Genomic DNA, 20,483 nt, shown 5'->3' with positions numbered 1-20,483 from the left:
TGGAATCAAGAGCTTGTGCAGCATACGTGTTTCTACCTGGGGATTAGAGTAAAGAGATATCCTAGCAGAGTGAAAAGAGAGCACGTAAATAATAGTAACACCCTAACCCTCAGGTGGAGTTGATAAGGGTTAGAGCAACCAAAAAAAGGCACGCTCCAGTTAATGGACTCTCTTAATCTCGCCGAGTGTATTGACCATCACTTTCCGCGGCCCAAAAGCAATCGCGGATATAAACCGTCTGAACTCATCAAGGCGCTCATTTTAATGCAGCATGAAGGCAGCTTCCACCTAGACGACATTCGCTACCTCCAGGAAGATGAGAAGTGAATAACGCCCTGCTACAGTCCGGTTTACACCGTCGCAAAAAAGTGACAATGGATGATGAGCAAAAAATGGCCAGCAATAAGTGTTGAAAGAGGGCGGGAATGGTTTTTGGAGGTCGGAGGGAGTCCTATCTGGGGATTTTGGACCCCCTCTTTGTGTGCGAAAAATGCCTCGATGTGAGGCAAAATATAAATACGCTGAAGAGTTACGAAATGCCCAGATTAGAAACGAAAGCCTAGCTTGGCACTGTAGCTGCTGTAACCGCCGGTTTTGTCTGATTCAACCGCAATATTTAATAGCCCCAGATTGATGTTAACACCCGCGTAGAGTTTGCTTTGGGAGAAGTCGACGCTATCCAATGCTGTGGAGTTAATGTCACTGCTGGTCCAGACTCGCCCGATGCCTGCATAGGGGGTTAGCATTAGAAATCCTTTCGAGATGGAAAGGTCAAGGCTGCGAGTGCTGAGTTCGTAGTTGTCGACCCCAGTCAGAGCGGTAGCCGCATAGCGTATGCCAACGGCGGGTGTTACGGTGCCACCATCAAGGATCGCATAACGTAGTTCATAACCAGCCAGCTTGATATTCGTACTGGGGATTGCACTGACAAAAGCACCTACATCGATGCCGAATGGCAGGCCGACATGGGCATGCAGTTTGGGGATGATAATGGCACTGGGTGCATCACTGCCGAAAGCGTCGTTGAAAACGCTATCATTGTCTATTACGGTGCTACTGACCTCTAAGCCTACATCAAAACCAAAGGGTAATAAGCCACTAGAGAGTGCCTCAGCGGGGGTGACCGCTTTGTAACTCATTGCAGCACTCAGGTTTTCTGATAGCTCTTTAAAATCCGCCTGAACGGTCATGACATCTAAATTGAGATCGGCAGCCATGGCGGAAGAGCTGGCGGCCAGTAGTGAAACGGCGCAAAGGTGACGAAGCTTCATGAATCTTCTCCTGAATATAGGCGGATAAACGGTTGATAATGTACCGTGGCATATTAGCAGTTTGCCTAAAGTGCTGTCACTTTTCTGTGAGTGATGCCACCATTCGGTAAAAACTGTTGATGCGTCGTGGTGTTATAGCGCCCGAATCGGCGGCTACTTGAATGGCGCAGCCAGGTTCGGCCTGATGGCGGCAATTTCGGAAGCGACAGTTACCAATATAAGGCTCTAATTCTAAAAAGCCTTCCGCCACTTGCTGTTCGGTGATTTCCCATAGGCCAAATTCACGTATGCCTGGTGAATCGATCAGGTCACCCCCCTGTGGCAGGTGATAGAGGGTAGATGCGGTTGTGGTGTGACGCCCTTTTCCCGACCTTTCAGAGAGTGCAGCGATACGAATAACCTGCTCTGGGAAGAGTATTTTAATCAGTGAGGATTTACCAACACCGGAGTGGCCGACAAAGATACTGATATGATCTTTAAGCTGTTTAATCAGTTCATCCATGCCATTTAGAATAACCGCGCTGGTGTAGATTACCTGATAGCCCAGCTGGTGGTATATAGCCAGCTGTTTCTCTATGATAGGGCGACTTTGCTCAGTGATTAGATCTGTTTTGTTCACCACAATGACCGGTGTAATACCGGTGGCCTCGGCTGCAACCAGGTAGCGGTCGATTAGCCCGGGACTGATCTCTGGGTAGGTGGCACAAGTGATCATTATCTGGTCAATGTTTGCGGCGATGAGTTTTTTGCGGCCTTGAAAATCGGGGCGTGCCAGCAAGCTATGACGGGGCATTACCGCGCAGATTACGCCGGATGTTTCATTTTCTGCTTGCCAGATGACGCGGTCGCCACAGACCAGTTCGCCTATATTTTGGCGTAATTTGCAGCGGACAATCTCTCCATCAGCTCCTTCAACATCAACCGTCTTGCCAAACCGGGTGACCACTAGCCCCTTCTGCTCTGTACCGAGTGTGGTCTCTTCTCTGCTCTCTTGCTTTGCTGCACGCTCAAGGCGTTTCTCTTGAATGCGCTGTGTGTGGCGGCGTTGGTTGTGGGTGAGTTTGCGCTTGCTCATTATTTGGCTGACGCCTTCAAATGCTGGATGCGAATCGCAGCGGGTGGATGTGAGTAGTGGAACCCGGCGTAGAGAGGGTCTGGGGTCAGTGTGCTGGCGTTATCTTTGTAGAGTGCAACCAGTGCGTCAATCAGGTGTTTGGGTTCACACTGTTGTGCGGCAAAAGCATCGGCTTCAAATTCGTGCTTACGCATCATTAATGATGAAATGGGTGCCATAAAGAAGGTGAAGCTTGGCAGTGTCAACATAAACAGCATTAATGCAGCATAGGTCGAGGGTGTCGATACTCCCAGCCCATGGAAAAACCAGGGCTGCTGCATCAGCCAGCCTAACAGGGCTAACCCGAGAAGTGAGGAGATCGCCATTGTAACGAGCCGCTTTGTGACGTGGCGATGTTTGAAGTGCCCCAATTCATGTGCTAAAACGGCCTCAATTTGATCATGATTAAGGCTTTTCAGAAGGGTATCGAAAAAGACGATACGCTTGTTACCCCCCAGTCCGGTGAAGTAGGCGTTGCCGTGACTGGAGCGAGTGGAACCATCCATTACAAAAATACCATTACTTTGAAAGCCGTTGCGCTCAAGTAACTGTTCGATACGCTGACGCAGTGCCTTATCTTCCAACGGTGTGAATTTATTGAACAGGGGGGCGATCACGGCAGGATATAGCCACATCATCACCAGTGTAAAACTCAACCAAACGGCCCAAGCATAGAGCCACCATAGGCTGCCCGCGTTGTCCATCAACCAGAGTATTACCCAGAGTAGAGGTAGCCCCAGTAGCAGCGATAGGAGTAACTGTTTGGCAAAGTCGGATAAAAACAGTCCGGGTGTTGTCCGGTTGAAGCCGAAGCGTTGCTCTATTTTAAATGTTTGGTAGACGTTGCTGGGCAGGTCAATCACTGTCATTAGTATTGAGGCAGCCAGTATAAAAATGACACCACTCACGATTTGATTCAGTCCTAGGTGTTGCACCTGCTGGTCAAGAAACTCCAACCCACCGCCCAGTGTCCATGCCAATAGCAGCAGTGCGGCCAGTGTGAGTTCAAATATCTCGAAACGGGTCTTGGTGGCGGTGTATTCAGCGGCTTTTTGATGCGCTTCGAGGGTGATCTCTTGTTTGAAGGCATCGGGCACACTATTTTTGTGGTGTTGCATATGGCGCAAGTGGCGCATTGAGAGCCAAATTTGTACAAAGAGGGCGATCAATACGCTGCATATAAAGACAAGAGTGAAGTTATTCATAGAGTAAAAAATGGTTTCTGGCAATGGATTTTCAATAACCAAGCAGGGTAGCCTCTGTTACAATGGTTAGCAACTCATTAAGGCGAGCAACAGGCGAGAGATGATGGCACAAGACCCGAATAATCTGATTTGGATTGACCTGGAAATGACCGGACTCGATCCCGATAATGACCGTATTATTGAAATGGCAACAATCGTCACCGACACTAACTTGAAGCTATTGGCTGAAGGCCCTGTGCTGGCGATTCACCAGCCGGCTGAGGTTTTGGCGCTGATGGATGAGTGGAATCAAACCACCCATGGTAACTCAGGTTTGATCGATAGAGTTAAAGCCAGTACCACCACAGAGCAAGATGCCGTTGCAGAGACGCTCTCTTTTTTACAGCGCTACTCATCAAAAGGGTGTTCACCGATCTGTGGTAACTCAGTGGGCCAAGATCGCCGTTTTCTTTATCGCTGGATGCCCGAGCTTGAAGCCTATTTTCACTACCGTAATCTGGATGTCAGTACGCTTAAAGAGCTGGCGCGTCGCTGGCACCCGAAAATGTACAGTGGCTTGAATAAACGGGGTACCCATAAAGCGCTGGATGATATTCGCGAGTCGATTGAGGAGCTGGCTTACTATCGTAAGCACTTTCTCAAGCTGCCTTAACGCGGGCGGGGTGGCGGTGCGTGCAAAGTTCTCTATCTATGCGGCCATCTCCTTGACCATTGCCATGAACTCACTCTGTTGTGATTGAACCCGCTCGAGCACCTCTATTGCCTTCTCTTTCTCAATGCCAAGCTCTGCTAGTAGCTTCTCAGTGGAGAGTTTGGCGCTGTTATCCTGCATGCCAGGCATCTTCAGTAGACGATTGCTGAGGGCAACCAATTTTCCGTAGAGAGCATGCTCTCCGTCATAGTCGGGGAAATGGTGCTCTGCCACCGCTTGGATGATCTCTTCAGGCATATCCCAAGCGCGCATCAGCTCCATGCCGATCATGTCATGGGATATGCCAAATGAGTGCAATTCGAGGGCGCGAATTTCTGTATCCGGGTAGCGCTCTACCATCTTGTTGAGGTAAACGTACTCTTCTGGGTGTAGATGGCCAAAGAGTAGATAACCAAAGTTATGGAACAGCCCACTAAGGTAACTGATTCCACCGTTTGGTCTGTTTTTGATGCGGCACTTTGCAGCTAGCAGCTGGCTCAACTCAGCACATGCTAATGCTTGTTGCCAAATAATAGTGCGGCCAAGTGGCCCGGTATTGGTGCATTGCAGCGCCTTACCCGATGCGAGTCCAAGGCAGAAATGCAGCGCAACATTAAAGCCCATTACCAGCGCAATGGAATCACCGATACTTTTTATCCGTTCACCGTAGCCGTAGAATGACTGACGTCCGTAGCGCAGTACTTGCGCGGCCAGACTGGGGTCTTGCTCTATCACATTGATCAGCCCTTCCAGCTGCGCATTCTCGTTGTTACGCAGGGCAAGTAGCTTGCGAGCCGTCTCAGGCAGAGGCGGTAGCTGCTGGGTCTGTTGGAGCTGTTGACGGAACGAGGCGTTAAACTCCGCTTTATTGACAATTTCCACTCTGAAGTCTCTCTCCGGGGTTTGAGCAATATTTTTTAAGCGACTATTTTTAGAGTAACTTTAGGTTTATATTAAATTTTCCATGCTTTAACCTTCGTACAGAAATGTGTATGTAGCGCAAACTATAGGCCTCTGCAGCAAAACTAAAAACAGCCATTTAGCCCGCGTGGACGCAATACATCTCTTTTATTTCGCTGTGAAACCAACATCTTACACGTCACTACAGGTTCCCATCTGAGAGTTAGGGTGTTATTTCGTTTGGCATACCGCATGTTGTAGTGTTTTAATGAGGGTAATGCCTATACCTTCCAAGATAACCTGGATAGTGATAACCAAAATGAACTCAGACAGATGAACCAGATTGTTCACTATGATGAAGGTGGTGTCGAACGCCAACCACTAAAAACGTATGCTGAATCGGCTTACCTTAATTACGCGATGTACGTAATTATGGATCGAGCATTACCGAATATTGGTGATGGTCTAAAGCCGGTGCAACGGCGCATTGTTTACGCCATGTCGGAGCTGGGTTTAAAAGCGGGCGCTAAATATAAAAAATCTGCGCGTACAGTCGGCGATGTATTGGGTAAGTTTCACCCCCATGGTGATTCCGCCTGTTACGAGGCGATGGTTATTATGGCGCAGCCTTTCACATACCGCTACCCACTGGTAGACGGGCAGGGCAACTGGGGCGCTCCAGATGACCCTAAGTCGTTTGCGGCGATGCGTTATACAGAGTCACGGCTCTCCGCTTTTTCAGAGCTACTGCTAAGCGAAGTGAGCCTGGGAACGGTAGATTGGCTGCCTAACTTTGATGGTACCTTGGAGGAGCCTGCTATTCTTCCGGCGCGGGTGCCTCATGTCCTGTTAAATGGCACCACCGGTATCGCGGTGGGAATGGCGACCGATATTCCTCCCCACAATCTTCGTGAAGTGGTTGCGGCTTGCATCATGTTGCTGGAAAAACCTAAAACCACACTGGAAGAGTTGTGTGAGCATATTCAAGGGCCCGATTACCCAACCGAAGCCGAAATAATTACCCCACGAGCCGATTTGTTGAAGATGTATGCAACCGGGCATGGAAGCGTGCGTATGCGTGCCTGTTGGGAGAGAGAGCAGAGTGATCTGATTATCACCGCGCTTCCTCACCAAGTTTCTGGTGCCAAGGTGTTAGAGCAGATTGCGGCACAGATGCAGGCTAAAAAATTACCCATAGTGGAAGATCTGCGTGATGAGTCAGATCACGAAAATCCTACTCGATTGGTGATTGTGCCACGCTCAAATCGTGTCAATGCTGAGCAGTTGATGGCACACCTGTTTGCAACCACTGATCTTGAGCGTACATATCGAGCCAATATGAATGTTATTGGCTTGGATGGACGGCCTCAGGTTAAAAATTTGCGTACGATGCTGAGTGAATGGCTCAGCTTTCGTACTGTTACGGTACGCCGTCGCCTGCAGTACCGCCTGGATAAGGTGAATTCACGCCTGCATATTCTTGATGCGCTATTAATCGCATTTCTAAATATTGATGAAGTGATTCATATCATTCGCACCGAAGATAAGCCAAAGCCGGTGTTGATATCCCGTTTTAGTATTACGCCTGAGCAGGCGGAGGCTATTCTTGACCTTAAACTGCGCCACTTGGCAAAACTTGAAGAGATGAAAATTCGCGGTGAGCAGAGTGAGCTGGCAACAGAGCGGGACTTTTTAGAGAAAATTTTGGCTTCAGAGCGTCGCTTGAAGACGTTGCTGCGTAAAGAGCTTGAGTCAGATGCTGAAAAATATGGCGATGATCGCCGCTCACCGATTGTCGAGCGTAGCGCGGCTAAGGCGCTGGATGAAACCGCTCTGATCAGCTCTGAAGCGATTACCGTAGTGCTTTCAGAAAAAGGCTGGGTGCGTGCCGCGAAAGGGCATGAGGTGGAGCCTTCGTCATTAAGCTATAAGGCGGGGGATGGATTTTTGTCTGCCGCAAAAGGCAAAAGCAATCAGCAGGTATTTTTCCTGGATGACCATGGACGTAGCTATTCGCTTGCCGCCCACACCCTGCCTTCAGCGCGAGGGCAGGGCGAACCGCTGACCGGGCGCTTGAATCCAACTGAGGGTGCTCGATTTAGTCATGTGTTGATGGGCCAGAATGAGCAGCTATGTTTGGTTGCATCGGATGCGGGGTATGGCTTTGTCACTAAATTGAGCAACCTACACACCAAAAACAGAGCAGGCAAGGCGCTTATGACGCTGCCTGATGCTGCCCGGCCACTTGCTCCCCTGTTGTTTGGATCCCCTGACCTTCTGGTTGCGGCTATCACCAATGAAGGGCGGCTGCTGATCTTTCCTGTGGCAGAGCTGCCTGAACTGTCTAAAGGAAAGGGGGTTAAAATTATCAGTATTCCAGCCAATCGGGCATCCGAGCGTGAAGAGTTGCTGATTAACCTTCAATTGATCAAACAAGGTGCCACCGTTGTTATTTTTGCAGGGCAGCGCCACTGTAAGCTGAGAGGGCGTGATTTAGAGTACTACTTTGGTGAGCGGGGTCGCCGTGGCAGTAAGTTGCCCCGGGGTTTCCAGAAGGTAGATAGAGTTGAGGCTGTAGAGTAACTTTATGGCATTAGGCGTTGTAGATCGATTATTAAGTGTAAACTTTTCGGGGCGTGATGCGTTACCGCCGCGTGATCTTGCACTGCAATTTAGCCTGCCGCTGCAGCTGAGTGATAAGCGCTATCGCCCCGAACAAAATCTGAGCACGCTACAGAAAGAGTTCCGCTCTCATGGTGATACCTCTTTCATTCAACTGGAGCTGGCAATCGCACAGCTCTCGCTGCTTGTTCGTTACAAGTGTTCAATAAAAAAACGGCTGGCGATGTTAGAGCTGGTGGGTGCCGAAACATCGGCGTTAATTCGCCACATTTATATGCAATACCGGGATGAAGCGGGCGTTGTCGAGAGTAATGCACGTAAGCATAACCTAGAGCATCTCTTGGAGTTGTTGCGCTTGTTGAATACTGGATTTCAACAGGTGTTTAGCGCTCTTTATCAGCTGCCGGAATATCGTTATCAAAGGCAACGAAACACTCTGCGTATCGTTGGAATGCGAATACTTGAGCTTTTTTACGTTGAACAGCGGGTTTGCGCGCTGCGTTACCAGCTCTTCCCCCCACAAAGATGGCGGGGCTTGAATCAGGTATTTTTTGTGCTTTGGCTGTGCGGCGAAGTTGATGAACCTCTGGCGTTGATGATCGATCTGCCGTGTCACCTGCGTGGTGCGGGGCTAGTGAAGAGTAAGATCGGGCAAGCTAGATCACGTCAACTATTTGTTTTGTTACAACTTTTTGGTTTGGCTGATTGTTATGCCTGGCCCAGTGATTTTGTCCAGGTTTTGGATAGCTACATAAAACTGCTGGAGCCAGAGATAGCACTTAAACCCGATGAGGGGGGTGAGGTCCCCAGCGGCCACCTGCTGGTTTTTTCAAATTCAGGTCGCCCCCCCTTCTATCATCGAGTGGCGTTTCAAGGGGTGGCTTGTCTGATTGATATATCAGCTTTAAAACAGCAGATCAGTCGTGACGCTGCCTGCCTTAATGCCTTGACAGAGAGTGAAGCTCTGCAACAGGTTTCGGCACCACTCTCTGTTCTGAATCAAACTCAGCGGCTTACCTTTGTGGAGCTGCTGCAAAACAAACTGCAACCTCAGCAGCGACAGGATAGTCGTGACTTGATTGATGGTTACCGTGACTTCTCCATTGTTTCCGGTTTTATGAACTGCTACAAAAAACTACCCAAGAGTTGTAAAAAACCAACCAAAAAGGGCACGGTATTTGAAATTACACTTGATGCGATGCTGGATGGGCGTTCATCAGCACTGGCTGACGATAGCCGTGATATAAAAGAGGGACAGTGGTATGTCATTAATGACTGTAAAGGGGGCGTACTGGTTCGTGCTAAAGAGTCACGCTACCTGGTAGCTCTAGATGTGGGTCAGCTTGCACTCTTCAGTCAAGTGGTTGACCCGGCCGGCCCACCACAATTGGGCTGTATCTCACGTCTGTTGCGATCAGGGCAGGGGGAGGTTGCGGTGACACTGCAAAAATTGACATCACAGGCTGAAAATGTGGTGTTACAAACGGCCTCAATGCATCAGTCAGGGGAGGCAGTGCCCGCTTTTTTGGTGCGTGCGATAAGAGGGATGGGCTGGCAACTTCTGGTTCCCTCTAAATATACCGATATATTGAGTGAAAATAGGTTATTTATGCGCCGCAGTAAGCGGCTGTTTTCAGTGACGGTGATTCAGGTTGTGCGACGCCATAAGGATTACGCTCTGCTTGATATTCAATCAACCAGCAGTGATTGACCCGTCAATCCAAACAGGCTTACTCAGCGCCTCCTAAAACAGTCGCTCAACCCTTGAACTTTTTATTTTTATCCCCACCTAATGGCATCTCAGTACATATATTTAATGGTCGTTTTTGGAGTTAAAAATGAAGCGCATATTGTTATTTCTGGCAACTAACCTTGCTATTATTCTTATTTTGAGCATCACGCTTCGCCTGCTCGGTGTCGACTCCATCCTGGCTCAGAATGGCACTCTCAACCTGAATTCGTTGTTGATCTTCTCTGCGGTGTTTGGCTTTGGTGGCTCCTTCATCTCCCTGGCTATCTCCAAGTGGATGGCTAAACGGGCCACGGGTGCTCAGGTGATCACCCAGCCCAGTAATGAGATGGAAAAATGGCTGGTTGATACCGTTGCGTGTCAGGCACAGCAAGCGGGCATCGGTATGCCAGAGGTGGCGATATACGACTCACCAGAAGTGAATGCCTTTGCCACGGGAATGTCACGCAACAAAGCACTGGTAGCGGTGAGCACAGGCCTGCTCAATAACATGAGTCGTGATGAAGCTGAAGCCGTTATGGCACATGAGGTGAGTCATGTGGCGAATGGTGACATGGTTACACTCGCACTGATTCAGGGTGTGGTTAATACCTTTGTTATCTTCTTTGCCCGGATCATCGGTTACTTTGTTGATCGAGTCATTTTGAAAAATGAAAATGGTCACGGAATTGGTTTTTTTATCGCTTCATTTATTGCCGAAATTATTCTCGGTATTTTGGCCAGCACCATTGTTATGTGGTTCAGCCGACAGCGTGAATTTCGTGCCGATAATGGCGGGGCCGCGCTGGCGGGGCGTGAAAAAATGATCGCGGCACTGGAGCGTTTGCAGTTGCAGTCTGGGCAGCCCTCGCAACTGCCAGAGCAGATGGCGGCATTCGGTATCTCTGGTGGCTTGGCGACAGGTTTGAAGAGGTTGTTTATGACCCACCCACCACTGGAAGAGCGGATTGCCAGCCTGAAAGCGATGCGTTGAGCTGTTTTTTGATCAAGGGGATCTGGCTCAGGTGTTTCCTGTGGAATCAATAGACAAGCCTGAATCCTTATGCTGATTTTAACCATAAATGCCGGTAGCTCTTCACTACGTTTGAATCTATTTGAGCAGTCAGGCGTGGAGCGGGTGAGGCTGGCTGCGGCTCACTATGATGACAATGAAGCTTCACGATTAAGTGACTTTTTAGCTTCGATTGATATTATTCAGATCGGTCGGGTGGTGCACCGTGTGGTTCATGGCGGTGCAGAACTAACGACACCGACACTGATTAATGCTCGGGTAGAAAAAGAGATTGAACGACTGATTCCGCTGGCACCCCTGCATAACCCTATCGCTTTACGTTGGATAAGGGTTTGCCGTGAGCTGTTGGGTGAAAAAATCCCTCAGGTGGCTCTATTTGATAGCGGTTTTTATCAATCTCTGCCGGATGTGGCGCGTCACTACGCATTGCCACGCCAGTTGAGTGAGCGTTATGGGATTCGTCGCTATGGTTTCCATGGTCTTGCCCACCGAGCGATGTGGTTGCGCTGGTGTGAAATCAAGCCTGCATTGACGAGAGGCGGCCGGGTCATCTCGATACAGTTAGGTTCTGGTTGCTCTATCACAGCGATTAGAGATGGGCGGGTGGTTGATACCTCTATGGGCTTTTCACCGCTTGAGGGCTTGGTGATGGCAACCCGTTCGGGGGATCTTGATCCGGGGGTTGTACTGTTTTTGCAGCGTGAGGCGGGCTTGGATGTGCGGGCAGTTGAGCAGCTATTGTCTGAAGAGAGTGGCCTGTTAGGGGTATCAGGTTGCAGCGGTGATATGCGCGAATTACTGGCATCGAATAGCCCGGATGCACAGTTAGCGGTTGATCTTTACTGCTACCGCATCCGTAAATACATCGGTGCTTATCTGGCTGTGCTGGGGGGCGTGGATGGGGTGTTGATTGGCGGTGGTGTGGGTGAAAACAGTGCACGGGTGAGAGCTGAAATTATCAGTGAAATGGCGTGGCTGGGTATCACTTTGCAGGTGAGCTCCAATGAGCAGAGAGGCGGGGGTGAGCGTTGTATCAGCCTGCCAGAAAGCGCAAGTGAAGTGTGGGTGATTGCTGTGGATGAGGCGAGTGTAATGGTCGAAGAGGCATTGACGGTGTTTGAGAGTGCCTGAGCTGATAGTGCATGCCCCACTATGGCTGCTAACCCGGGCACTTCATTAATTCGCATATCACATAACATATTGATGTTACAGGTGAGTTTGTGAAGTGGCTCTGTATTCATGATGGTGAGCGATAGAGAAAATATACCCTGTGGAATCAATAGAACAAGTAAGATTGTGCATAATTCATGAACTATTCGGGTTAAACTCTGGTTTATGCTGAATTTTTCAAATATCTCTTTACGACGTGGTCCCCGTTTGCTGTTTGAACGGGTCTCTTTCATGATTCACCCCGGCCAGCGGGTGGGTGTTACCGGTGCTAATGGTACGGGTAAATCCAGTCTGTTTGCCATGGTGCGGGGTGTTCTGCATGCCGATACCGGCGATTTTAGTATGCCCAGTGGCTGGGTGGTGGCCCATGTAGCACAGGAGACGCCAACGCTGACCAGGGCGGCGATTGACGCGGTAATGGATGGTGACCACGAGTTGCGTGAGGTGCAGGCGCTGCTTGCGGCTGCCGAAGCGGCAGATGACGGTCATCAGCAGGCGCTACTGCATGGTCGACTGGATGCTATTGATGGTTATACGGCTCGCTCGCGTGCGGCGCGCTTGATGCAGGGGCTCGGTTTTACGGTGGCGCAGGAAGAGAACCCGGTACAGAGCTTTTCTGGTGGTTGGCGTATGCGTTTGAATTTGGCGCAGGCGCTGATGGCGCGCTCAGATTGCCTGCTGCTTGATGAGCCAACCAATCACTTGGATCTGGATGCGGTGATGTGGTTGCAGGAGTGGCTGACCGGTTACCGTGGCACACTACTGTTGATCTCCCATGATCGTGATTTTCTGGATAGCGTTATAAACCATGTTGCCCACCTGGAGCGTCAGGGCGTGACGTTCTATAACGGCAACTTCAGCTCATTCGAACAATATCGTGCTGAGCAGCTGACCCAACAACAATCCGCTTATGAGCGACAGCAGCGCGAAATCGCCCATGTGCGCAGCTTTGTCGACCGTTTTCGCGCCAAGGCATCCAAGGCCAAGCAGGCGCAGAGTCGCTTGAAGACGCTTGAGCGTATGGAGTTGATTGCCCAAGCACATGTTGACTCACCTTTTACGTTTAAATTTTTCCCACCAGAGAAGCTGCCAAACCCTCTGCTGACGTTAGAAGCGGCGGCTGTTGGTTATGGTGAAACACCGTTAATCGGTGATGTGGGGTTGACCATTAATCATGGCGATACCATTGGCTTGCTGGGGGCGAATGGTGCAGGTAAGTCGACACTGATTAAACTACTGGCGGGTGAGTTGCCACTGTTGGCGGGTGAGTTTCAGCCTGCCAATGATTTGCGGATTGGCTATTTTGCCCAGCATCAATTGGAACAACTACACCCTGAAGAGAGCCCACTGTTGCATATCCAGCAAGTTGCCAAAAAGCTCGGTAAGCCGTTGGGTGAACAGGAGGCGCGGGATTATCTGGGTAGCTTCGGTTTTCTGGGTGATCGTGTTAACGACCTAGTGGCCGTCTTCTCGGGGGGTGAAAAAGCGCGTCTGGTGTTAGCGATGCTGGTTTACCAGCGTCCCAATTTACTTTTGCTGGATGAGCCAACCAACCACCTGGATCTGGAGATGCGCACCGCCTTAAGCCTTGCCATACAGGATTATGTGGGAGCGGTGGTGATGGTGTCTCATGATCGTCATATGTTACGCAGTGCCTGTGACCGGCTGCTGTTGGTGGCGCACGGTAAGGTGGTTCCGTTTGATGGTGATCTTGATGATTATGCCCGCTGGTTGCAGCAGCAACGCAGTGAGGAGCGGGCCAAAGCTGCACCCGTGGGAGAGGACGAAGGCCTGGCTCAAAGCAAAAAGGCACGTCGTCAGCAGGAGGCAGAACAGCGTAAGCGACTACAACCACTGAACCGTAAAATCAAAAAACTTGAGCAGCAGCTTGAGCAGCAGAGTATTGCGCTTGGGGAGGTTGAAGCCCAATTGGCGGATGCTGGAATTTATCAGGATGGCGAAAAAGAGCGACTAAAAGAGCAGCTATTGCTGCAAAGTGCCCTGAAGTTGCAGTGCGAACAGACCGAAACAGAGTGGATGGCGGTGTGTGAAGCACTGGAGTTAGTGGCGCAGGAGGCGGTCTAGGAGGTTGTGGTAATGAGTGAAATTGATCTGAAAAATCCTGAATACTATATTAACCGGGAGTTCAGTCTGCTGGAGTTTAATCGCCGGGTGCTGGCCCAGGCAAAAGATTCCACTATCCCGTTGTTAGAGCGATTACGTTTTTTAACGATCTCCTGCACCAACCTGGATGAGTTTTTTGAGGTGCGGGTGGCGGGCCTAAAAGAGAAAGAGGCGGCTCGTTCGGTGCGTCGTGGCCCGGATAATATGTTGGCAAACGAGGTGCTCTCAGAGTTGGCAATACGCAGCCATGCGTTTGTTGATGAGCAGTACCGGGTGCTGAATGAAGAGCTGCTTCCGGCACTTAAAGAGCAGCAGATTAACTTCATTCGCCGTACCGAATGGAATGCTTCCCAGGCGAGTTGGTTGAAGCGCTACTTCCATGAGGAGCTGCAGCCGGTGTTGAGCCCGATGGGACTCGATTCGGCTCACCCCTTCCCCAAGGTGGTGAACAAGAGCCTCTGTTTTATTGTCTCGCTTACTGGTAAGGATGCTTTTGGGCGCAATAGTGGCCTGGCGGTATTGCAGGCTCCTCGTTCGGTACCACGGGTTATTCAACTGCCTGCCGATGAGACCGAAAGTGGTGAACACGACTTTGTGTTTCTCTCTTCGGTTATTCACGCTTACATGGATGAGCTGTTTCATGGCATGAATGTGCAGGGAAGTTACCAGTTTCGGGTAACACGTAACTCAGACCTGTTTGTGGATGAAGAGGAGATGCTTGATCTGAAGCGGGCAATTGAAGGTGAGCTGGCTTTGCGCCAATACGGTGATGAGGTGCGAATCGAGATTGCCGATAACTGCCCCCCGGAGATGGTGACCTTTCTACAGGAGCAGTTTCAACTCAGCGAAGATGATATCTATCTGGTCAATGGGCCGGTTAATCTGAATCGCTTGCAAAAGGTGTTTGACCTGATCAGCCGCCCTGACCTCTCTTTCCCCCCATTTACCCCGGGTATTCCCAGTCAGGTCAGCAATAAAGATAATATTTTCAATACGATCGCTAAGCGTGATGTGCTGCTGCATATGCCGTTTGATTCATTTTTGCCGGTGATTGAGCTGTTGAGTCAGGCGGCAGTTGACCCCCAAGTGCTGGCGATTAAACAGACACTTTATCGCACGGGGGCAAAGTCTACAATTGCCGATGCCTTGGTAAAGGCAGCGCTTGCGGGTAAAGAGGTGACGGTGGTGGTTGAGCTGCGGGCACGCTTTGATGAGGAGGCGAATGTTACGTTGGCGACACGCCTGCAGAAGGCCGGCGCACATGTGGTATATGGCGTGGTGGGCTATAAAACCCACGCTAAAATGATGCTGGTGATTCGCCGTGAGGGGAAGCGACTGCGTTATTACACCCACCTGGGTACTGGAAACTACCACCCGGGCACGGCGCGGGTCTATACCGATTATGGGCTATTTAGTGCCAATAAACAGGTGGGGGAAGATGTCGTGAATGTCTTTAACCAGTTAACAAGTCTTGGCAAGGTACCCAAGTTGAACAAACTGCTTCACGCACCTTTTACGCTACAAAAGACCCTTCTGGAAAAGATTGAACGTGAAGAGAAAAATGCACTGGCGGGTAAGCAGAGCCGGATTATTGCAAAAATGAACTCACTGACCGATGAGGAGGTGATTAAGGCGCTCTACCGTGCTTCTGCTGCTGGGGTGAAAATTGACCTGATTATTCGCGGTGTCTGCCGCTTGCGCCCCGGTATTCCCGGGGTTTCAGAAAATATCAGTGTACGCTCTATTATTGGCCGCTTTCTTGAGCATACCCGTGTTCACTATTTTGAGAACAACGCGACTCCAGAAGTGTTTGCGTCCAGTGCCGATTGGATGGAGCGTAATCTCTATCAGCGGGTCGAAGTCTGCTTTCCGATTGAAGCAAAAGCGTTGAGAGAGCGTATTATTAAAGACCTTAATGGCTACCTTAAGGATAACCAGCAGGCATGGAGGCTGATGCGTGATGCAAGCTATGAAAAGGTCAAGCCTGCAAAAGGAGAGTCGCCGTTTTCTATTCAGCAGAGTTTGCTGGAGAAGAAGGCGGATGTGGTGTAGATCACTCGATCTGGCTATTGGTACTCTAACGTGAATCCTGTTTTGTCCAAATAGAGCGCCTCTTGCTCCAGATCTGCCTGGGTAAGCGGGTGTTGCTCAAGCCACTTTTTTGGGAAGCTGATGTGCAGGCTGTTCTCTTTACCCTTGAGTGTGAAGTCGGCTGCAGGCTCGCTGTTGCGGCTGCGGTTAAGAATGAAGGCGAGACGTAAAATAATCGCCATCTGAGCGGTGCTTTTTTGCCAGCGCTGGGGTAGTTTTGTGATCAGCGAGGGTTGGAATTTGCGGCGATGCAGGCGGATCAGTAGTGCCAGTTTACGTTGCTCTTGCTGGCTGAACCCCGCCAGATCTGAGTGCTCAATGATATAGGCACCGTGCAGGTGGTAGTGTTTATGTGCGATGTCGAGGCCAATCTCATGGAGCTGGGCGGCCCAGTTAATCCAGTCAGGGTGGTTGGCTTTGTCCAGTGACCAGCTTTCACTGAGTTGTTTGAATATGTAGAGCGCTGATTGCGTGACACGCTTGGCCTGCTCCTGATCAATGTGATAGCGATCAACCATATTAGTGACACTGTAGGCGCGGGTATCTTCATGTTCAATACGCCCCTGCAGATCGTGAAGCAGCCCCTCACGCAAGGCGCAGTCGGAGACGATCATGCGCTCTATATGCAGCTTTTCAAAAGTGGCAAGCAGTACCAGCACCCCGCCGAGAAAGACCGGTGCACGCTCGGCGGTGAGGCCGGGAAGTGAGATTTCATCAATCTGTTCGAATGTGGCGAGTTTTTCCACCAAGCTGCGCAGCCCTTCGATCGGAATACCTTCATGGCTCCAGCCATTTTCCAACAACACGGCGCGTGTTGCGCGGATCGTACCTGATGCGCCAATGGCCTGCTTCCAACCTAACTGTTTAAGTACTTTCTTGTGTGGGGCCACCTCAAGGCTGGCGGCTAACAGTGCTTTATTGATACGTTTTTCATTGATTTTTCCCTCGGGGAAGAACTGCTGGGTGATGGATACACAGCCCATCTCCAGGCTTTCCATATAACGGGGGGCAAATGCTTTTCCCACAATCAACTCGGTGCTACCACCACCAATATCCATGACCAATCGCTGGCTGCTATCTTCGGCGATACCATGCGAAACACCCAGATAGATGAGGCGCGCCTCCTCGACACCGGTGATAATATCAATCGGATGGCCAAGCGCCTCTTCAGCGCGCAAAATAAAATCTCCCGCTTGACTGGCATTGCGCAACGTATTGGTACCCACAGCACGTACACTACCGGAGGGGAAGTCGTGTAGCCGTTGACCAAAGCGCTTTAGGCAGTCGATAGCCCGCTGTGCAACATCTGCTCTTAACTCACCTTCGCAGCTAATACCTTCAGCCAGGCGAACCATTTCACGTAGTTTATCGATGACTATCAATTGACCATTGTGCAGTCGCGCTACAATCATATGAAAGCTATTGGAACCTAGGTCGATAGCGGCGATGAACTCGGGTGGGTTGCTTTTTTGAGACAAGGAGTGATACCTGTGTGATACGAATTTTAGACCAGTCTACCTCTTTTTTACGGCGACTTGAAATGGAGGGTTAGAGTATCATTCAGGCTAAATGTCATGGAGGCGTATTGCGATGTATCAGTGTCAACATTTTGCACTTCACGAACTGCTGCCAAGGGTCGTGTATCAGCAGCGTGGAGAGAAGGGGTGGGCGTTGCTGGATGAGCGTCTTTTGGTAACGCTTGATCGGCTTCGCAAGCGCTATGGTCCGGTCACGGTGAATAATTGGTTCTGGGGTGGTGAGCGGGAGTGGAGTGGTTTGCGAACGCCTGATAGCCCGTTTTATAGCCGCTATAGTCAGCACAGTTTTGGGCGTGCTGCCGACTGCCTTTTTGGTGCGGTGACGGTGGATGAAGTGCGTGAGGATATTCTAACGCGATTGGATGAGCCGGTTTACCAGTATATCCAGAGTGTCGAGCTGGGCGTCTCATGGCTACACTTCGATGTGCGCAATGGTCATCGCGTCGAAACCTATTGGCCATAATCGGGTTAACGCAACCAGCGATTGACGGTCTGGATATCCTCTTCATTGAGTACGCCTGCGGCTTGTTTCAGTGTTAGCGTGCTGATGATAAAACCGTATTTGGCTTGTGATAGGTTACTTTTTGCGCGGAAGAGCTCGCGGCGGGCATTTAAAACGTCGACAGTGGTGCGGGTACCCACCTCCAGGCCGGCTTCACTGGCTTCAAGAGCGCTCTGGCTTGAGATAAGCGCTTGCTGAAGCGCGCTTACTTGGCTGATGGCGGCGGTGACCTCCAGAAATACGCTGCGCACCTGGCGTTCTACCGCACGGCGTTTCTGCTCATACTGCTCTTTTACGGCAGTGAGTTGATGCAGCGCCTGGCGCACTTTTGACTGAGTGCCGCCGCCTTGATAGAGCGGCACGTTCAGTTGCAGTGAGATGCTGGTTGAGGTGTTGCCCACAAAAGAGCTGAAGCTGTCATCTGAGTAGCGGTGGCTAGCATTTAGGTCGAGGGTGGGGTAGTGACCGGAGCGTGCCATTTCAACGCTCTGCTTGCTGATAGACAGTGTTTGCATCAGCGCCGCCAGTTCTTTGTTGTTCTTTTCAGCCAGTGTTAGCCAGTGAGCTGGATCATCGGGCTGTGGTCGCTGGAGCGGTATGTTGTCGGCGAGTGGGGTAATGAGATCTACAGGCTGGTTGATGATCTCTTGCAGGGCAATGCGTGCGATGGCTAAACGATTTTCGGCTACAATTTCCGTGGCGGTTACGGTATCGAAAGCCGCCTGTGATTCGTGTACATCGGTAATCGCAATCAGCCCTACATCAAAACGCTGCTTGGTCTGCTCCAGCTGTCGCTCAATGGCGGCCTTCTCTGCTTGGGCAAATTGAAGGTTATCTTGCGCTGCCAAGGTATCGAAATAGGTACTCGCCACACGGAGGATCAACGCCTGTTGAGCCGCTGAAAAGTTGGCTCCAGCCAGCACCATTTCGGCTTTTGCCTGGTTATTGGCGACATAGGTATTACGGTGGTAGAGGGGCTGATTTAGATTAAGTGCGTACCCCTTGCTGATGATGTCACGCCCCGGGCTTTCACGCCAATCTTTACCCGTGTTGGCGCTGAAGCTGATGTTCGGGCGAAATCCAGCCTTTGCCTGCACCGCGATCTCCTGACTGGCAAACCGCGAAGCCTCGGCCGATTTGAACAGTGGGTCTACCTGCTTGGCAATCTGATATATCTGTTGCAGGTTTTCACTGGCATGCAGGGAGAGGGGGAGGAGTAAAGCAATCAGTAAAAACCAATATCGGGACATTTTATTACCTCTGAATTTGGGTAAATGTTAGTGGCGAACCATCTCGCGGTCAATCGACAACTCCCTCTGATGAATGTCACCCGGTGAGGCTCTGGATAAAGCTCGATTATTAGTTTATTCTAATATTGATTTTTTACAAGATGAATTTTTCAGTTGCTTTGACCCCTTCAATGGTTGCCGTTTCAGTCTCGAAGAGCGCTTTTTGATCCCATGTGGTATTGCTGGTACGTGTGATGAGTGTCGCTTCCATGGGGGGTGACTGGCCGATAACGGCAAACATGCGGCCACCTACTTTGATGTTTTCGAGTACGGTTTGTGGTACCTGATCAGGAAATGAGGCAGTACAAGCGACGACATCAAAAGGTCCACTTTCAATGGTCTGCTCGATGACATCGGTCGTTGAGAGGGTGATGTTTTGAATATCAAGTGAGGCGAGTGCTACTTTGGCTTTTTCGATGAAATGGCTATTTTTATCAATGCTGTAGACATGCTTGGCTAACTGAGCCAAGAGTGCCGTCAGGTAGCCGGAGCCGGTGCCAATCTCCAGCACGGTCTCATCTTTCTGAATATTGAGCTCTTGCAGCAAACGCGCACTGATAAGGGGCTTATCCATCACCTGATTGTGGCCGATCTCAAGCTCGGTGTCGGCGTAGGCCAAGGCTATATAAGGATGGGGGACAAATCGCTCGCGAGGGATTTCGTGCAATACATCCAGCACCCTTGCATTCAGTACGTCCCAAGTGCGGACCTGTTGTTCTACCATATTGAAACGGGCTTGCTCTTGATTCATGCTTGTCATTATTAACCCCATAGAGATGATCATTGTGCACTGTTAGCTTGGATCTCTGCTAACGCTGGGCGAACGATTCGCCCAAAGCAACAGACCTGTAAAGATTACGGGGTTTGGGTTCTTCTGGCAAGAGTGATGACAGCCCCTAATCCCCGAGTAGAAAATCGATATGTGGAATCAATAGCTTGTGAAGTATATGCAAGCCTATCGGTGCTGGGGGCGTTGTTCTGATTTTTAGGGAAAATGTGAGGCGAGCTGTTTTATCTGGCTAATAGTTGATGATTAAGATCTGGTATTAATCGCCAAATTATCTGTTTCCTGTTAACATGCGGCGTTTGACAGGCTAGGGGTGTCACCCGCTACGGTGTACTGAGATAGACCCTTTGAACCTGATCCGGTTAATCCCGGCGTAGGGAAGCTGCTTGATTTTAGAGAATACTCTATCAATTAAGT

Annotated in this window: 16 protein-coding genes and 1 riboswitch; of the genes, 9 read left to right on the top strand and 7 right to left on the bottom strand. The window is 50.3% G+C overall.

All coding sequences use genetic code 11. From position 1 onward, the window contains the following. Nucleotides 1-162 precede the first annotated feature (162 nt). On the top strand, nt 163-327 hold the full coding sequence (locus L3J94_04435; protein MCF6218004.1) for a hypothetical protein: 165 nt from the start codon (nt 163-165) through the stop codon (nt 325-327). A gap of 218 nt (nt 328-545) precedes the next feature. Here L3J94_04435 and L3J94_04430 read toward each other — a convergent pair whose 3' ends face one another. The 3 genes from L3J94_04430 to L3J94_04420 all read right to left on the bottom strand — a co-directional run bounded on the left by L3J94_04430 (nt 546) and on the right by L3J94_04420 (nt 3,590). After that, nucleotides 546-1,271 (bottom strand): hypothetical protein, encoded by a 726-nt coding sequence (locus L3J94_04430; GenBank protein MCF6218003.1) that lies wholly within the window; start codon nt 1,269-1,271, stop codon nt 546-548. A 76-nt stretch (nt 1,272-1,347) separates the two neighbouring features. After that, the gene (rsgA, locus tag L3J94_04425; GenBank protein ID MCF6218002.1) at nt 1,348-2,346 is read right to left on the bottom strand and encodes a small ribosomal subunit biogenesis GTPase RsgA; all 999 of its coding nucleotides are present in this window, start codon (nt 2,344-2,346) and stop codon (nt 1,348-1,350) included. After that, nucleotides 2,346-3,590 carry a M48 family metallopeptidase gene (locus tag L3J94_04420; GenBank protein ID MCF6218001.1) on the bottom strand — a complete coding sequence of 415 codons (1,245 nt, stop codon included), beginning with the start codon at nt 3,588-3,590 and terminating at the stop codon, nt 2,346-2,348. Before L3J94_04420 ends, rsgA begins: the two co-directional genes overlap by 1 nt. 103 nt (nt 3,591-3,693) lie before the next feature. Here L3J94_04420 and orn point away from each other — a divergent pair, with 103 nt between their 5' ends. Then, the gene (gene orn / locus L3J94_04415) at nt 3,694-4,242 is read left to right on the top strand and encodes an oligoribonuclease (GenBank protein ID MCF6218000.1); all 549 of its coding nucleotides are present in this window, start codon (nt 3,694-3,696) and stop codon (nt 4,240-4,242) included. Between the two features lie 36 nt (nt 4,243-4,278). On the opposite strand, the gene L3J94_04410 is transcribed toward orn, so the two are convergent. After that, a complete protein-coding gene (locus L3J94_04410; protein MCF6217999.1) occupies nt 4,279-5,163 on the bottom strand; it encodes an HDOD domain-containing protein in 885 nt (294 codons plus the stop codon). A gap of 351 nt (nt 5,164-5,514) precedes the next feature. Here L3J94_04410 and parC point away from each other — a divergent pair, with 351 nt between their 5' ends. The 6 genes from parC (at nt 5,515) to ppk1 (ending at nt 15,911) form a co-directional block, all read left to right on the top strand. Further along, on the top strand, nt 5,515-7,764 hold the full coding sequence (parC, locus tag L3J94_04405; protein ID MCF6217998.1) for a DNA topoisomerase IV subunit A: 2,250 nt from the start codon (nt 5,515-5,517) through the stop codon (nt 7,762-7,764). Between the two features lie 4 nt (nt 7,765-7,768). After that, nucleotides 7,769-9,514, top strand: a complete 1,746-nt coding sequence (locus tag L3J94_04400; GenBank protein MCF6217997.1) for a hypothetical protein — start codon at nt 7,769-7,771, stop codon at nt 9,512-9,514. A 127-nt stretch (nt 9,515-9,641) separates the two neighbouring features. Continuing rightward, the gene (htpX, locus tag L3J94_04395; GenBank protein MCF6217996.1) at nt 9,642-10,526 is read left to right on the top strand and encodes a protease HtpX; all 885 of its coding nucleotides are present in this window, start codon (nt 9,642-9,644) and stop codon (nt 10,524-10,526) included. A 69-nt stretch (nt 10,527-10,595) separates the two neighbouring features. Beyond that, nucleotides 10,596-11,696, top strand: a complete 1,101-nt coding sequence (locus tag L3J94_04390; protein ID MCF6217995.1) for an acetate/propionate family kinase — start codon at nt 10,596-10,598, stop codon at nt 11,694-11,696. A 204-nt stretch (nt 11,697-11,900) separates the two neighbouring features. Next, entirely contained in the window at nt 11,901-13,820 is a 1,920-nt protein-coding gene (locus L3J94_04385; GenBank protein MCF6217994.1) for an ATP-binding cassette domain-containing protein, read from the top strand. 12 nt (nt 13,821-13,832) lie between these two features. After that, nucleotides 13,833-15,911 carry a polyphosphate kinase 1 gene (gene ppk1 / locus L3J94_04380; protein MCF6217993.1) on the top strand — a complete coding sequence of 693 codons (2,079 nt, stop codon included), beginning with the start codon at nt 13,833-13,835 and terminating at the stop codon, nt 15,909-15,911. Nucleotides 15,912-15,925: 14 nt separating this feature from the next. Here ppk1 and L3J94_04375 read toward each other — a convergent pair whose 3' ends face one another. Beyond that, complete coding sequence (locus L3J94_04375; protein MCF6217992.1) at nt 15,926-17,362, bottom strand: Ppx/GppA family phosphatase; 1,437 nt, start codon at nt 17,360-17,362, stop codon at nt 15,926-15,928. 178 nt (nt 17,363-17,540) lie between these two features. Here L3J94_04375 and L3J94_04370 point away from each other — a divergent pair, with 178 nt between their 5' ends. After that, on the top strand, nt 17,541-17,951 hold the full coding sequence (locus L3J94_04370) for a hypothetical protein (protein ID MCF6217991.1): 411 nt from the start codon (nt 17,541-17,543) through the stop codon (nt 17,949-17,951). 5 nt (nt 17,952-17,956) lie between these two features. On the opposite strand, the gene L3J94_04365 is transcribed toward L3J94_04370, so the two are convergent. Next, nucleotides 17,957-19,240 carry a TolC family outer membrane protein gene (locus tag L3J94_04365; protein ID MCF6217990.1) on the bottom strand — a complete coding sequence of 428 codons (1,284 nt, stop codon included), beginning with the start codon at nt 19,238-19,240 and terminating at the stop codon, nt 17,957-17,959. 133 nt (nt 19,241-19,373) lie between these two features. After that, a complete protein-coding gene (locus L3J94_04360) occupies nt 19,374-20,039 on the bottom strand; it encodes a protein-L-isoaspartate O-methyltransferase (protein MCF6217989.1) in 666 nt (221 codons plus the stop codon). A gap of 326 nt (nt 20,040-20,365) precedes the next feature. Beyond that, a riboswitch (TPP riboswitch) is annotated at nt 20,366-20,463 on the top strand. Nucleotides 20,464-20,483 lie beyond the last annotated feature (20 nt).

This window comes from Gammaproteobacteria bacterium, from assembly GCA_021647245.1.
In the GTDB taxonomy this organism is placed as follows: Bacteria; Pseudomonadota; Gammaproteobacteria; order RBG-16-57-12; family RBG-16-57-12; genus JAFLJP01.
Note: the sequence above shows the minus strand (reverse complement) of the source record. Positions and strands in the feature narration are given on the sequence as shown.